The sequence below is a fragment of the Mesorhizobium sp. LNJC394B00 genome (genome assembly GCF_000502555.1).
In the GTDB taxonomy this organism is placed as follows: Bacteria; Pseudomonadota; Alphaproteobacteria; order Rhizobiales; family Rhizobiaceae; genus Mesorhizobium.
In genome coordinates this window covers 282,261-294,934 of sequence record NZ_AYWH01000003.1, presented here as the reverse complement: position 1 = coordinate 294,934, position 12,674 = coordinate 282,261, and the positions used below count along the sequence as shown (strand labels likewise).

Below are 12,674 nucleotides of genomic sequence, written 5' to 3'. Positions count from 1 at the left end.
ACAGGGCAAAGGACCGGACAAGCAATCACTCACCGCGCCAGTTCCTTCAGCCCGAAACGAATGAGCTTCGAGGCATCGGCGTCCTCGCCGGCCGTCTTCAGCGCCGCCGCGACAGCATTGGCTGCGGTGTCGCGCGAATAGCCGAGATTGACCAGCGCCGAGACGGCGTCGGTGATCGGCGCCGGCGCCACGCCTTCCCCGAGTTCCTGCTTAAGGCCGATGGCGCCGGAGGCGGTTCCGGCATAGGCCGGCGCCTTGTTCTTCAATTCGGTGACGATGCGCTCGGCCACCTTCTTGCCGACGCCGGGCGCGCGGCTGACCATGGCGATGTCGCGCAGCGCGATCGCATTGGCGAGGTCGGCCGGCGCCAGCGTCGACAGGATGGCCAGCGCCACCTTGGCGCCGACGCCTTGCACATTGCTCATCAACAGCCGGAACCATTCGCGCTCAAGCACCGATTGGAAACCGTAGAGCCGGATCATGTCCTCGCGCACATAGGTCTCGATGAACAGCACCACCGCCTCGCCGGGCGAAGGCAGCGCGGCCAGCGTGCGCGCCGAGCAATAGGCGACATAGCCGACGCCGTGCACATCGACGAGGCAGAAATCCTCGTCGATCTCGTCCAGCGTGCCTTTCAATTTGCCGATCATGCGTGATCCCTCATGCCAGCGCCATCCTGTAGGCGACGCTTTGCCGGTGATGCGCGTGGCAGATGGCGATAGCTAGCGCGTCGGCGGCATGTTCGGTGTCGAAAACGGCTTTCGGCAACAGCACCTTGACCATCATGTGGATTTGCTTCTTGTCGCCATGGCCAACGCCGATCACCGCCTTTTTGACGGCATTGGGGGCATATTCGGCGACGACAAGGCCGGCGAGCGCCGGCACCAGCATGGCTATGCCGCGCGCCTGGCCGAGCTTCAGTGTCGCCACCGCATCCTTGTTGACGAAGGTTTGCTCGACGGCCGCTTCCTGCGGCATGGCCGCATGCAGGATCTCGGCCAGCCCGTCATGCAATTGGCAGAGCCGTGTCGCCAGCGCCGCCTTGTCGTCGGAGCGTACAGTGCCGGAACTGATAAAGCGCAGCGAGTTGCCGAGGCTCTCGACGATGCCCCATCCGGTGCGCCTCAGCCCCGGATCGATACCGATAATGCGAATCGCTTCCCTCATGCGCGAAGTCTACCTCCGGCGCACAGCGATGTCAGGGAAATGTGAACAAACCGGAAACGGGAAGCGTTTAACCTCGAGCGAAAGCCGTATTCAGCAGCGTGATCTGGTCGGAAACCGGATTGGCGCGGCGGCCTGTTACCGGCGTCTCGGCAAACGCGCCGCCATAGATCTCTTCGTCCATGCGGCGCACCAGCGCCTGCAGGCGCAGCGAGCGGGTGACGAGGTCGAGGAAATCCTTCGGCAGTTCGCCCCAGCCGACCGCTTCGTCATGCGCCGAGGCGGTGTCGAGACGCACCTTGGATTTTTCCGAGGCGACCTGGTCGCGGGTCATCTCGCCGGAATTTGCCGCCCGCTGCAAAAGCAGCCAGGAGGCGACCTGCATCAGCCTTGTGGTCAGCCGCATCGATTCGGCCGCATAGAGCGTCGCCGCCAGTCTGGACAGCTTCTTGGCCTCGGCCCGGCCCTTGCCGTCGAGATATTCCGCTGCTTGCTCAACCAGGCCCATGCCTTCCTGGTAGAGCGGTTTGAAGGATTGGGAGAAAACCCGGCGTTCCGCCAGCTTGATGGTTTTCGCGCTGCCCTTCGAAGGCTCGTTCATCGATACGCCCCTGCACTGCCCCGTCGGCTGATTCGGCTTCATCGCCGTCACGCCGGCACCCTAGATGACTGAAGCTTGAAAATGCGCTTCGCCGCCGGCGAAGGCAAGCACATGTTTAACAAACGGTTAACGCCTGCGCAGGGGCGCCAAGCGGACCAAAAGCAGACAAAAAAAGAGCCGCGGATAAGGCGGCTCTCAGGAGTTTAACAGGGAGGCGTCAAACGAAGTGGCTCCAACCACTCGGTAAGAATCCAGATCACTGGATGGACATAGTAAACACCTGTAAAGCTTAATGAACCCTTAACGCGCGGATATTTCTTGTTCGACCGCTGCCCTTCTGTGCCGTGTCAGCACAACGGCCCCCGAAGCCTGGTCGTCAGCTTGTTCATGCCTTCTTCCATACAGCCGGCAAGGAAATGAAGGCGAACAGCAGCATTGCCGCATAAAAGCCCATCGAGGAGGAAGCCAGCACCGGCTCGATCTCCGGATGGCCGGCAAGTTCAAAGTAAAGCCCGATCATCAGTGCGATTCCGCAGATTGCTGTCAGCCAGAAATGCACGACGGCAATCGTCTTTTGCCCGACCGCTGGAAACAGGTGGTAGAAGAAAGCAAACACCGCCGACATCAGCCAGCCCGCCACCATGGTGTGCGCGTGGGTCGGCATCTGCCCATGGTCATTGGAGATCGCCATATGCAGGCCGAGCGCCATGCCGCACAGGGAATAGATGACGGCCAGGGTGAAGAAATTTCGTGCTACGCCTTGCATGGGATACCCTCGTTGGTTGTTGCAGACTTGGTCCGACCGCGCGCGGCCAAAATGGAGCGTCGGTCGCGAGCGGCTTAGTCCCCGCAGGTTTCAGGATCATGCCGCGAACCAGCCAATGCCGACACGGCGTCTATCCGGCAAATGCCGGGTATTGTGCGGGCTGGCGGTAAAATCCGGCGACGGCGCCACCGCAACAAGCCGGCACCCACGCGGCATCTTCTGGATACATGTACGGAGATAATCCGCCCTCCTTCGGAAGCAGACGCGCGAAAGCAGCGTTTACCCCCGGAACGATGCACAAGGAGCGGCAATGGACTGGTATTCTCTCTTCAAATTCCTGCATGTCATGGCAGCGATCCTCTGGCTCGGCGGCGGTTTCGCCATGCTGCTGGTTTCGATACTCGCCGATCGCGACGGCGACGACGAGACGCTGATGGTCATGCTGAGAACGACGGACAAACTCGGCTTGCGTCTGTTCGTGCCGGCGTCTATCGCGACCCTCGCTTCTGGTCTGGTGCTGACTTCGCTATGGACCGGCTTCTCCGACCTTTGGGTCGTCATCGGCCTTTGCGGCTACGCCGCCGCGTTTCTGACCGGTATCCTCGTGCTGAAGCCTTCGTTCGAAAAGCTTGCCACAATGCTTGCCGCGGACGGCATGACCCCGGCTGCCATATCGTTTGGGCGCCGCATGATACGGATCGTCAAGTTCGATTTCGTCATCATGATCGTCGTCGTCGCCGACATGGTGCTGAAGCCGACCGCGCACGACATCGCCACTCTCGGCGCCATGGCGGTCGTGGTCGTTGGTGGTGCATCGCTGACCTTTGCGAGCGCCCCGCGAACCAAACCGGCAGCCGCCTGAGCGGGATTTAGAGCAGGCCGGCGATCCCGTCCCAAAGCAGCTTGACCGCGACCACGGCCACGGTCGCGTAGGTGAAGGGATAAAAAATCTCCGGCCGCATGCGCCGCACCAGCCAGGCGCCGGCGATGGTGGCCAGCGGCGCCAGCGGCATCAGCACGGCCGACGCCGTCAGGTTGGCGGTGTCGAACTGGCCAAGCGCGAAGTAGGGGATCAGCTTCAGCGCGTTGGTGGCGGCAAAGAAGATCGCCGATGTCCCCGACAGCACCTTCGGATCGAGCCGGATCGGCAGCGCATAGACCTGGAAGGGGGGCCCGCCGACATGGGCGACGAAGCTGGTGAAGCCGGCGACGGTGCCCCAGAAGGCGGCGGCGATGCGGTTGGGCGCCGCCGCATGGTCGGAACCGTGGCGGAACTGGAGATAGAGCCAGCGCAGCACGAAGATCAGCGCGACAGCGCCGACGATCAGCCGCACCATCTCTTCGGTTACGAGCGCTGCCGTCAGCCAGCCGAGCCCAATGCCGATCACCGCGCCCGGCATCATGTCGACCAGCATCTTTCTGTCGTAGACGCCCCACCACGTCCACACCGAAACGATGTCCATCAGGCACAGGATCGGCAGCAGGATGGCCGCCGCCTGCACCGGCGGCATGGCCAGCGCCATCAAAGGCACGCCAACGAAGCCGACAGCGCCGCCGAAGCCGCCTTTCGACAGCCCGACAAGTATCACCGCCGGAATGGCGGCGGCATAAAACCACGGATCGGCGAGCAGACCTGACATGAACTGGAAATGCTGGAGGGAAGACGGTTGCCCTGCAATAGCCCAGAAACCCTTGCGCCGCGACCGGGAAAATGCCGGCCGTGTCGATCAACTGTGCGTAAAGCGACGGTTCCGGATTTACGGCAAGATCGCCGCCGATGCATAAGGGCGCCGTCCGATGCACATCAGGTTTTGACCCCAGGTTTTGGCCCCAGGTTTTGACCCCAGGTTTTTGACCCCAGGTTTTTGACAATGAGCGAACCCCACATCCGCCGCGCCGAAGCGGCCGACCTGCCTGCCATCGTAGCCATGCTCGCCGACGATCCGCTTGGCCGCAGCCGCGAGGATGCGACCGAGCCACTCGCCAAGGCCTATCGCGACGCCTTTGCCGCCATCGACGCCGACCCCAACCAGTTTCTTGCCGTGATGACGGATAGCGGCCGCGTCATCGGCACGTTGCAGATCAGCTATCTCGCCGGGCTGTCGCTGCAGGGCGCCTTGCGCGGCCAGATCGAGGCTGTGCGCGTCGCCGCGGACCGCCGCGGCGAACGGCTGGGACAGCGTCTGCTGGAATGGGCGGTCGAACAGTGCCGTGAACGCGGCTGCAAGATTGTCCAGCTGACCACCAACAAGAGCCGCCAGGACGCGCATCGCTTCTATGACCGGCTCGGCTTCAAGGCCAGCCACATCGGCTACAAGCTGGAGCTTAATTCAGTGGCGGCGGACGGCGCCGGATCGGCTGCGCCTTGATGATGGCGGTGCTGGTCTCCGCCTTGTCGGCGATGCGGTCGAGAAGCTTGTCGAGCTCGCCGATGGAGCGCACGTAGAGCCGGGCCACGAAACAGTCGTCGCCGGTGACCTTGTCGCATTCGCCGAATTCCGGGATCTCCTCAATCAGCTTCTGCACGATGTGCAGCTTGCCCGGCAGTGGCCGCACCCGCACGATCGCCTGCAGCGGAAACCCCAGCGCCTCCGGGTCGATCTCGATGGTGAAGGCGCGGATGACGCCGCGTTCCTCGAGCCGCCGCAGCCGTTCCGAGACGCTCGGCGACGACAGCCCGACCTGCTGCGCCAGATCCTTCAACGAAGTCCGCGAATCCAGGATCAGGATGTCGAGAAGCTTTCTGTCCAACTCGTCCAGCATTTTCATCTCCTAGCAAAAGGGCAGCGCGCGCCTTATTAAATAAGGTGTTGTGCGCTTATCACCTTTCATAAGGCATATAAACCCTCAAGGCGGCATGAGATTATGGCCTCAACAGATAGAGGTATTGTCATGGACAACACGGTACGCGGCACGATCGAGATGACGGCGGCGATGACGATCGTCGGCACGATCGGCTGGTTTGTCGTCATGTCGGGCCAGCCCGTCATGGACGTGGTGTTCTGGCGCTGCGCTTTCGGAGCGGTGGCGCTGCTGATCACCTGCGCGGCACTCGGGCTGCTGCGCGGCAGGCTGACGCTGCGCATTGTTGCCATCGCCGCTCTTGGCGGCGCGGCCATTGTCATCAACTGGCTGTTGCTGTTCAGCGCCTTCTCCCGCGCCTCGATCTCGATTGCCACGGCGGTCTACAACACGCAGCCCTTCATGCTGGTCGGCTTCGGCGCGCTGTTCTTCGGCGAGCGGCTGACCCTGGCCAAGCTGACCTGGCTCGGCATCGCCTTCGCCGGCATGCTGCTGATCGTGCAGACAGGGCCCGATGCGGGTGTCGGTTCCGGCATAACCGGCACAGATTATGTCATCGGCATCGTCATGGCGCTCGGAGCGGCCTTCTTCTGGGCTGTCGCGGCAATCGTCGCCAAGAAGCTCAAGGGCACCCCGCCGCATCTGATCGCGCTGATCCAGGTCTGCGTCGGCGTCGTCATGCTGGCGCCCTTCGCCAACCTCTCGCATTTGCCCGCAGATGCCTGGAGCTGGGCCATGCTGGCCACGCTTGGCGTCGTTCACACGGGCCTGGTGTACATATTGATGTACGCCGCCATCCAGAAACTGCCGACGCATCTGCAGGGGTCGCTGTCCTTCATCTATCCTGTCGTGGCGATCCTGGTCGATGTCATGGCTTTCGGCCACCGGCTGCATCCGGCCCAGCTCGTCGGCGCCGCCGCGATCCTGGTCGCCGCCGCCGGCATGAACCTCGGCTGGACTTTGTGGAAAGCCAAACCAACGGTCGAAAGCCCGCAAGCCGTCAAATGAGCGGCAGAGCGTCTTCTTGCGGGCTATCGTAAACCAAAGCCATCTCATCGATCCCCGCCCGCCTGTTCAAGGCGGGCGCTTTGTTCTATGCCGCAATGCAACCATCTTCGCCCGGCATAGGCGAAACCCGGGATCGAAAGCCATGAACGACGCAACACCCCCCAACCGCTGCCGCATCGTGCTGATCGCACCCAAGGACGCTCCGGCGCAGCGCATTGCGGCTGCCTTCGACGGCGGTGATATCGCTTCGCTGATCCTGCCTGAAAACGGCATGGACGAGGCTGCCTTCCAGGCTTTTGCAGAACAGATCGTACCGGCCGCGCAAGCGGCCGGCATCGCCGTCATCATCGCCGGCGATACCCGCATTGCCGGCCGTGTCCAGGCCGACGGCATTCATGTCGAGGTTTCCAAGGACGCGCTCGCTGAGACCATCGAACACTTCCAGGGCAAGATGATGGTCGGCGCCGGTGGCGCCAAGACGCGCGACGACGCGCTGGAACTCGGCGAAACCAGGCCCGACTACATCTTCTTCGGCCGCTTCGGCTACGACAACAAGCCGGAACCGCATCCGCGCAACCTGTCGCTCGGGCAATGGTGGGCGGACGTGATTGAGATCCCTTGCATCGTCATGGCCGGTTCCGCCATCGCTTCGGTAGAAGCAGTGGCCGCCACTGGCGCCGAGTTCGTGGCGCTGTCCAGCGCCGTCTTTGCCGAAGGCGCCGATCCGAAGGCGGCGATTGCCGCCGCCAATGCGCTGCTCGACCAAACCGCGCCGCGCTTCGAGGGCTGACGTGCGCCGACATGGACTTCCTCTCGCGGTTCTCGTTGCGGCCTTGATGAGCGGGGCAGCGATCGCGGCGGAGACCGTTCCGCTGCCGCAGCCGAGGCCGGACACCAGCGCGCCCGCCCTCAGCGTGCCGGATGCGATCGCTCCCGATGCGGGTGCTCCAAAAGCCGGTGCCACCGATTCCGGCGTCCATATCGAAAAGCCGATCGACACCCCGCTGCCGCAGCCCGCGACAACCGCGCCGCTGCCGTCGGCCGACGCGATCAACCCGGAGCGTTTCGGCGCCAAGCCGGCGGACCCCGCCTATGGCGCTTTCCAGCGCGGTCTTTACAAGACCGCCTACAATCTGGCGCTGGTGCGGGCCAAGAATGGCGACCCGGCGGCGCAAACGCTGGTGGCCGAGATTCTGTCGCGCGGGCTGGGCGTACCGCTTAATCCCGCAGAGGCGGCCAAATGGTACGCGCAGGCCGCCGAGCAGGGAATTCCTGAATCGCAGTTCCAGTATGCGCTGATGCTGCTCGACGGCCGCTACGTCAAGAAGGACGAGAAGGGAGCCTACGCGCTGATGCAGGCCGCCGCCGAAGCCGGCAACCGGCTGGCGCAGTTCAACTTCGCGCAATTGCTCGTGCAGCAGGATCCGGGCGATGCCGGCATCGCCAGGGCTGTGCCTTATTATGAGCGTGCCGCGGCGACAGGGCTTGCCGATGCCCAGTATGCGATGGCGCAGGTCTATGCCAATGGCGTCGGCGGCAAGACCCGCGACGATGCAAAGGCCCGCAGCTTGCTGGCACAGGCTGCCAGGCAGAACTACGACACCGCGCAGATCGATCTTGCCGCCTGGATGATCGAGGGCCGGGGCGGTGTTCGCGACCTGAAATCCGGCTTCAACTGGATGAAGCAGGCAGCTGAAGGCGGCAATGTCGCTGCCCAGAACCGGTTGGCAAAGCTTTATATGGGCGGCATCGGAACCGACCCCGACCTGATCCTGGCCGGGGCCTGGTATGTGGTCGCCCGCCGCGCCGGCCTTATCGATCCGGAGATGGACGATTTCCTGCAAGGGCTGACCGACGATCAGACAAAGCAAGCCTTGCAGAAGGCCAACCGCCTGCCCTGACACGCAACGTCACTGTGTATGATCCAGCACGACCTTGCCGAAGGGAGAGCCGTGTTCGAGATGGCGAAAGGCCTGCGCTGCCTCTGCCCATGGGAAGACCCGGTCGATCACCGGCCGCAGCCCATTGACGGCGAGCGCCCGGTTCATCGCTTCGAAGGACTCGCGCGAGCCGACCGGTATGCCGCGTGCTTTCACCTGGCGTCGGAAGATGTCGAGCGGATTGATCACCCCTTCGCTGCCGCCGAGATAGCCGATGACGTTGATCTGGGCGCCGCGCGCCGACGCCTTGAGCGACTGCGCGAAACTTTGGGGACCACCGACTTCGATGATGTGATCGGCGCCGCGGCCATCGGTCAGCGCCAGCACGGCCGACGACCAATCCGGATTGTCGCGGTAGTTGACGCCATCATGCGCGCCAAGCCCCTTCGCCCGGGCAAGCTTCTCATCGCTGCTCGACGTAACAATGACGCGCGCGCCGGCCGCCCTTGCCAACTGCACGGCAAACAGCGACACGCCGCCGGTGCCGAGGCTGAGCACGGTTTCGCCTGGCTTGAGCTTGCCCTCGGTGAACAACGCATGCCAGGCAGTGACGGCGGCGCAAGGCAATGTCGCCGCCTCGACATCGCTGAGATGTGCCGGGACGATGACCGCCGCCTGTTCGTCCAGCCGGGCGAATTCGCTCAGCAAACCGTCGATCGGGCCGCCGCGCTGGTAGGAAGGTTCGGCCATGGCGAAGCTGCCGCCGACCCATCGCTGCCAGAACGTGCCGCAGACCCGGTCGCCGACCTTGAAGCGGCTGACCTCGGGGCCAAGCGCCACGACCTTGCCGACGCCGTCGGAAAGCGGCACCAGCGGCAAGGGGAATGTCGTGTGATAACTGCCGCGCGCGATCTCGACATCGCGATAGTTGAGCGCCGTCGCCTTGACGCGGACGATCATCTCCTGACGGCCGGGCTCCGGCATTGGTCGTTCGACCATCTTGAGATTGTCGATGCCGCCCGGCTTCTGCAGTTCGATTGCCTTCATTGTCGTCGTCCTTTCGTTTGAAAGGAAAATTGCTTGCCATGCGATGGATTTCAAATTCATAATGTTTACAATGATTATGCTTACGAGACATAGTTCTAGCTATGCTTGAGGAATTGCGCACGCTCGCCCTGTTTGCCGAGGAGGGCTCGATCCAGAAGGTCGCCCGGCGCCTGCCGCTGACGCAGCCGGCTGTGACCCGGCAAATCCAGCGGCTGGAGGACATGCTTGGCACGACGCTGCTCGACCGCCGGCAAAAGCCGCCGCGACTGACGCCGACGGGGCTGGAAGTGCTGGCGCGCGGACGCGATATCATCGCTTCCGTAGAAGCGCTGAAATCCTTCGCCGGAAAGACCGAGCCGGAAGGACTGTTCCGCCTGGGTCTCGCCCATGGCCTCTCGGACCGCGACATCGCCGGGGCCATCGCCAACGCCGCGGCGGCGTTCCCGAAAGTGTCGCTACGGCTCAAGACGGGCTGGAGCGCCGAACTAATCGGTCAATTCGAACGCGGCGAGCTCGATGTGACGATTGTTCTGCGATCGTCGGATAAGCCAGGCCCGGAAGCGCTTGGCACTGAACGTCTTGGCGTCATAGCTGCGTCCACCGTCCCCGATCCGGAAGACGGTGGCCGGACACCCATGCCGTGGGTGCTTAGTCCGGCCCCTTGCGACGCGCGCCAGAAACTCATGTCCGTTCTGGTCGGCGGAAGGCGTTATTTCGAGATCGCGGCGGAGATACAGGATCCGGCCTTGCAGATGGAATGGGTCCGTCGGGGGCACGGCCTTGGGCTAGTGCCGTTGCGTCTTGCAAGGCGCGGACTTCCCGACGGCCTCATGCTGGTCAACACGGAAGATGTCGACCTTTCCTTGCAGGTCGCCGCACTTCGTTCGCCTCATCTCAACCGGCTGACTGAGGCTGCGGACGCCATCGTCGAGGCTGTCGGCAGAGTCATTGCGGCCCAGGTTTGAGGCTACCAGCCCTTGTCGGGCGATCTGGCATCCCCTTGCCTCTCCTGCCGATTTGTGGTCTTGGGAGCCCGAAATCGCTTGTCCAGCGACCATCCCCATACCAACGGCCAAGCCGTTGGTAGCATCCCGGATCAATCTCATCATGGCCAAGATCAATGGCAACGAAATCCGTCCCGGCTATGTCATCGAGCACGATGGCGGCCTTTGGGTGGCGGTCAGGACCAACACCGTCAAGCCCGGCAAGGGCGGTGCCTATAACCAGGTCGAACTGAAGAACCTGATCAACGGCACCAAGCTCAACGAGCGCTTCCGCTCGGCCGAGACCGTCGAGCAGATCCGGCTCGACCTGAAGGATTTTTCCTTCCTCTACGCCCAGGACTACGCACTGGTGTTCATGGACACGCAGAGCTACGAGCAGCTCGAGCTGGCGAAGGATTTCGTCGGCGACCGCGCCGCCTTCCTGCAGGACGGCATGATGGTGACGGTCCAGCTCTATGAGGACAGGCCGATCGGCATTTCGCTGCCCGACCAGGTGACGCTGACCATCACCGAGGCCGACCCGGTGGTGAAGGGCCAGACGGCCGCGTCCTCGTACAAGCCGGCGGTGCTGGAAAACGGCATCCGCGTGCTGGTGCCGCCATTCATCGGCGCTGGCGAACGCATCGTCGTCGACACCAACGAACTCACCTACATGCGCCGCGCAGACTGACGCGTAGGCAGGAACAGATACGATGGCACGCTCCGCACTTCTCAATGTCATGGTCCAGGCCGCCATGAAGGCCGGCCGCTCGCTGTCGCGCGACTTCGGCGAGGTGCAGAACCTGCAGGTGTCGATGAAGGGACCGGGCGACTATGTCAGCCAAGCCGACCGCAAGGCCGAGGACATTCTGTTTGCCGAACTGTCGAAGGCACGGCCGGGCTATGCCTTCCTGATGGAAGAGCGCGGCATGATCGCAGGGGACGACGACCAGCACCGTTGGATCGTCGACCCGCTCGACGGCACCACCAATTTCCTGCACGGCATTCCGATCTTTTCCATCTCGATCGCGCTGGAGCGACAGGGCCAGTTGGTCGCCGCCGTCATCTACAATCCGGCAATGGATGAGCTCTACACCGCCGAGCGCGGCGGCGGCGCCTTCATGAACGATCGCCGGCTGCGCGTTGCCGGCCGCAGCAAGCTCACCGACTGCGTCATCGGCTGCGGCGTGCCGCATCTCGGCCGCGGCCAGCACGGCAATTTCCTCGTCGAGTTGCGCAATGTGATGGCCGAGGTCTCGGGCGTGCGCCGCCTGGGTTCCGCCGCGCTCGATCTCGCTTATGTCGCCGCCGGCCGCATGGACGGCTTTTGGGAAACCGGCCTTTCGGCCTGGGACATTGCCGCCGGCCTGCTGCTGATCCGCGAGGCCGGTGGCTTCGTCTCCGACATGGATGGCGGCCAGGATATGCTCGAAGCGGGTTCGCTCGTCGCCGGCAACGAGGTCATACAGCGCGCGCTGCTCAAGGCGGTGAAGAAGCCGCTTTCGGCGCGCTGATCACTTGGCATGCCGGCGCGGCGTGCTGAAGCGCCGCAGTCGCAAAACCGCAATCAAAGCTTGAAATACTGCCCAGCGGCCGCCCAGATAAGGGTGACGCAGGATTTTTTATGACGAGCATACCTTCACTATCCTCGCGAGAAGCGCAGCCAGACCAGCCAGTTGAAATCCCTTATGTCGGGCGTTGGCACTACTCGCGTGCGGAGATGATCGCCGATGGCATCGTCCATGCGGTCGGCATCGTGCTGGCGATAGCCGCCGGCTCGGCGTTGCTGGCGCTGGCCGCCTTCCATGCCGGTCCCGGCGAATACATCGCCGCCGCCTTCTTCGTGGTGTCGCTGCTGACTGTGCTGTCGATTTCGCTGACCTACAATCTGTGGCCGGTGACGTCGCCGGCGAAGTGGATCTTGCGGCGCTTCGATCATGCGGCGATCTACCTCCTGATCGCCGCGACCTACACGCCCTTTCTGGCCCAGCTCGACGGCTCGCCGCTGGCGCTGCCGATGATTGTCCTTGTCTGGACCGCTGCTTTGACCGGCATCGCCATGAAAGTCTTCCTGCCCGGCCGCTTCGATCGTCTGGCCATTGTCTTCTATCTCGCCATCGGCTGGAGCGGCGTCGTCCTGGTCAAGCCGCTGGTGGCGGGACGTTGCCGACGACCTCGATCGCGCTGATTGTCGCCGGCGGCATCGTGTACTCCTGCGGCGTCATCTTCTTCGCCTGGAAACGCCTGCGCTTTCACAATGCCCTCTGGCACGGCTTTGTCGTCACCGGCGCCGGGCTGCATCTTGCCGCCATGGTCGACTGCCTGGTCGTCAACCGCCTCTGAACGGCGTGGTGCGGCCCGACAGTCGGGCAATATTGCCAAGCGCCATTCAATTTGGTCACAATTCCGTTTAGAGTCGCGAA

At 63.3% G+C, this 12,674-nt stretch carries 15 protein-coding genes and 1 pseudogene; 9 read left to right on the top strand and 7 right to left on the bottom strand.

What is annotated here, in order from left to right:
* Positions 1-29: 29 nt before the first annotated feature.
* From ruvA to X751_RS148325, 4 genes are all read right to left on the bottom strand, one after another.
* Complete coding sequence (gene ruvA, locus X751_RS148310; RefSeq protein ID WP_023684176.1) at positions 30-650, bottom strand: Holliday junction branch migration protein RuvA; 621 nt, start codon at positions 648-650, stop codon at positions 30-32.
* 10 nt (positions 651-660) lie between these two features.
* The gene (ruvC, locus tag X751_RS148315) at positions 661-1,167 is read right to left on the bottom strand and encodes a crossover junction endodeoxyribonuclease RuvC (protein ID WP_023688957.1); all 507 of its coding nucleotides are present in this window, start codon (positions 1,165-1,167) and stop codon (positions 661-663) included.
* Between the two features lie 67 nt (positions 1,168-1,234).
* Positions 1,235-1,765 (bottom strand): DUF1465 family protein, encoded by a 531-nt coding sequence (locus X751_RS148320; protein WP_023688956.1) that lies wholly within the window; start codon positions 1,763-1,765, stop codon positions 1,235-1,237.
* Positions 1,766-2,150: 385 nt separating this feature from the next.
* On the bottom strand, positions 2,151-2,531 hold the full coding sequence (locus X751_RS148325) for a hypothetical protein (protein ID WP_023668767.1): 381 nt from the start codon (positions 2,529-2,531) through the stop codon (positions 2,151-2,153).
* A 310-nt stretch (positions 2,532-2,841) separates the two neighbouring features.
* On the opposite strand from X751_RS148325, the gene X751_RS148330 reads away from it, so the two are divergent.
* Complete coding sequence (locus X751_RS148330; RefSeq protein ID WP_023711980.1) at positions 2,842-3,393, top strand: DUF2269 family protein; 552 nt, start codon at positions 2,842-2,844, stop codon at positions 3,391-3,393.
* A 7-nt stretch (positions 3,394-3,400) separates the two neighbouring features.
* Here the strand turns inward: X751_RS148330 and X751_RS148335 are convergent, their stop codons facing one another.
* On the bottom strand, positions 3,401-4,171 hold the full coding sequence (locus X751_RS148335) for a sulfite exporter TauE/SafE family protein (protein ID WP_023668765.1): 771 nt from the start codon (positions 4,169-4,171) through the stop codon (positions 3,401-3,403).
* A gap of 231 nt (positions 4,172-4,402) precedes the next feature.
* Between X751_RS148335 and X751_RS148340 the strand changes: the two genes are divergently transcribed.
* Positions 4,403-4,900 carry a GNAT family N-acetyltransferase gene (locus tag X751_RS148340; RefSeq protein WP_023728625.1) on the top strand — a complete coding sequence of 166 codons (498 nt, stop codon included), beginning with the start codon at positions 4,403-4,405 and terminating at the stop codon, positions 4,898-4,900.
* Here X751_RS148340 and X751_RS0133480 read toward each other — a convergent pair.
* Positions 4,857-5,294, bottom strand: coding sequence for an Lrp/AsnC family transcriptional regulator (locus tag X751_RS0133480; protein ID WP_023704892.1), 438 nt, complete (start codon positions 5,292-5,294; stop codon positions 4,857-4,859). The genes X751_RS148340 and X751_RS0133480 overlap by 44 nt on opposite strands.
* 129 nt (positions 5,295-5,423) lie before the next feature.
* Here X751_RS0133480 and X751_RS148345 point away from each other — a divergent pair, with 129 nt between their 5' ends.
* The 3 genes from X751_RS148345 (at position 5,424) to X751_RS148355 (ending at position 8,242) form a co-directional block, all read left to right on the top strand.
* Entirely contained in the window at positions 5,424-6,341 is a 918-nt protein-coding gene (locus X751_RS148345) for a DMT family transporter (RefSeq protein WP_023684172.1), read from the top strand.
* 142 nt (positions 6,342-6,483) lie between these two features.
* Positions 6,484-7,131 (top strand): thiamine phosphate synthase, encoded by a 648-nt coding sequence (locus X751_RS148350; RefSeq protein WP_023668761.1) that lies wholly within the window; start codon positions 6,484-6,486, stop codon positions 7,129-7,131.
* A 46-nt stretch (positions 7,132-7,177) separates the two neighbouring features.
* The gene (locus X751_RS148355; protein WP_198022448.1) at positions 7,178-8,242 is read left to right on the top strand and encodes a tetratricopeptide repeat protein; all 1,065 of its coding nucleotides are present in this window, start codon (positions 7,178-7,180) and stop codon (positions 8,240-8,242) included.
* A 9-nt stretch (positions 8,243-8,251) separates the two neighbouring features.
* Here X751_RS148355 and X751_RS148360 read toward each other — a convergent pair whose 3' ends face one another.
* On the bottom strand, positions 8,252-9,268 hold the full coding sequence (locus tag X751_RS148360; RefSeq protein ID WP_023744985.1) for an NAD(P)-dependent alcohol dehydrogenase: 1,017 nt from the start codon (positions 9,266-9,268) through the stop codon (positions 8,252-8,254).
* 101 nt (positions 9,269-9,369) lie between these two features.
* Between X751_RS148360 and X751_RS1000000164770 the strand changes: the two genes are divergently transcribed.
* The 4 genes and pseudogenes from X751_RS1000000164770 (at position 9,370) to X751_RS01000000163870 (ending at position 12,594) form a co-directional block, all read left to right on the top strand.
* The gene (locus X751_RS1000000164770) at positions 9,370-10,233 is read left to right on the top strand and encodes a LysR family transcriptional regulator (protein WP_023694589.1); all 864 of its coding nucleotides are present in this window, start codon (positions 9,370-9,372) and stop codon (positions 10,231-10,233) included.
* A 142-nt stretch (positions 10,234-10,375) separates the two neighbouring features.
* Positions 10,376-10,942, top strand: coding sequence for an elongation factor P (efp, locus tag X751_RS148365; RefSeq protein ID WP_023744984.1), 567 nt, complete (start codon positions 10,376-10,378; stop codon positions 10,940-10,942).
* A 22-nt stretch (positions 10,943-10,964) separates the two neighbouring features.
* The gene (locus X751_RS148370) at positions 10,965-11,765 is read left to right on the top strand and encodes an inositol monophosphatase family protein (protein ID WP_023684166.1); all 801 of its coding nucleotides are present in this window, start codon (positions 10,965-10,967) and stop codon (positions 11,763-11,765) included.
* A gap of 110 nt (positions 11,766-11,875) precedes the next feature.
* Positions 11,876-12,594: pseudogene (locus X751_RS01000000163870) on the top strand (hemolysin III family protein).
* The last annotated feature ends 80 nt before the right edge of the window (positions 12,595-12,674 follow it).

Coding starts and splice junctions, on each gene's coding strand:
- X751_RS148350 (WP_023668761.1), top strand. CDS start 6,484: ATGAACGACGCAACACCCCCCAACCGCTGCCGCATCGTGCTGATCGCA.
- X751_RS148340 (WP_023728625.1), top strand. CDS start 4,403: ATGAGCGAACCCCACATCCGCCGCGCCGAAGCGGCCGACCTGCCTGCC.
- X751_RS148330 (WP_023711980.1), top strand. CDS start 2,842: ATGGACTGGTATTCTCTCTTCAAATTCCTGCATGTCATGGCAGCGATC.
- X751_RS148355 (WP_198022448.1), top strand. CDS start 7,178: ATGAGCGGGGCAGCGATCGCGGCGGAGACCGTTCCGCTGCCGCAGCCG.
- ruvC (WP_023688957.1), bottom strand. CDS start 1,167: ATGAGGGAAGCGATTCGCATTATCGGTATCGATCCGGGGCTGAGGCGC.
- X751_RS148320 (WP_023688956.1), bottom strand. CDS start 1,765: ATGAACGAGCCTTCGAAGGGCAGCGCGAAAACCATCAAGCTGGCGGAA.
- X751_RS1000000164770 (WP_023694589.1), top strand. CDS start 9,370: ATGCTTGAGGAATTGCGCACGCTCGCCCTGTTTGCCGAGGAGGGCTCG.
- X751_RS148325 (WP_023668767.1), bottom strand. CDS start 2,531: ATGCAAGGCGTAGCACGAAATTTCTTCACCCTGGCCGTCATCTATTCC.
- ruvA (WP_023684176.1), bottom strand. CDS start 650: ATGATCGGCAAATTGAAAGGCACGCTGGACGAGATCGACGAGGATTTC.
- X751_RS148345 (WP_023684172.1), top strand. CDS start 5,424: ATGGACAACACGGTACGCGGCACGATCGAGATGACGGCGGCGATGACG.
- X751_RS148335 (WP_023668765.1), bottom strand. CDS start 4,171: ATGTCAGGTCTGCTCGCCGATCCGTGGTTTTATGCCGCCGCCATTCCG.
- X751_RS0133480 (WP_023704892.1), bottom strand. CDS start 5,294: ATGCTGGACGAGTTGGACAGAAAGCTTCTCGACATCCTGATCCTGGAT.
- X751_RS148360 (WP_023744985.1), bottom strand. CDS start 9,268: ATGAAGGCAATCGAACTGCAGAAGCCGGGCGGCATCGACAATCTCAAG.
- efp (WP_023744984.1), top strand. CDS start 10,376: ATGGCCAAGATCAATGGCAACGAAATCCGTCCCGGCTATGTCATCGAG.
- X751_RS148370 (WP_023684166.1), top strand. CDS start 10,965: ATGGCACGCTCCGCACTTCTCAATGTCATGGTCCAGGCCGCCATGAAG.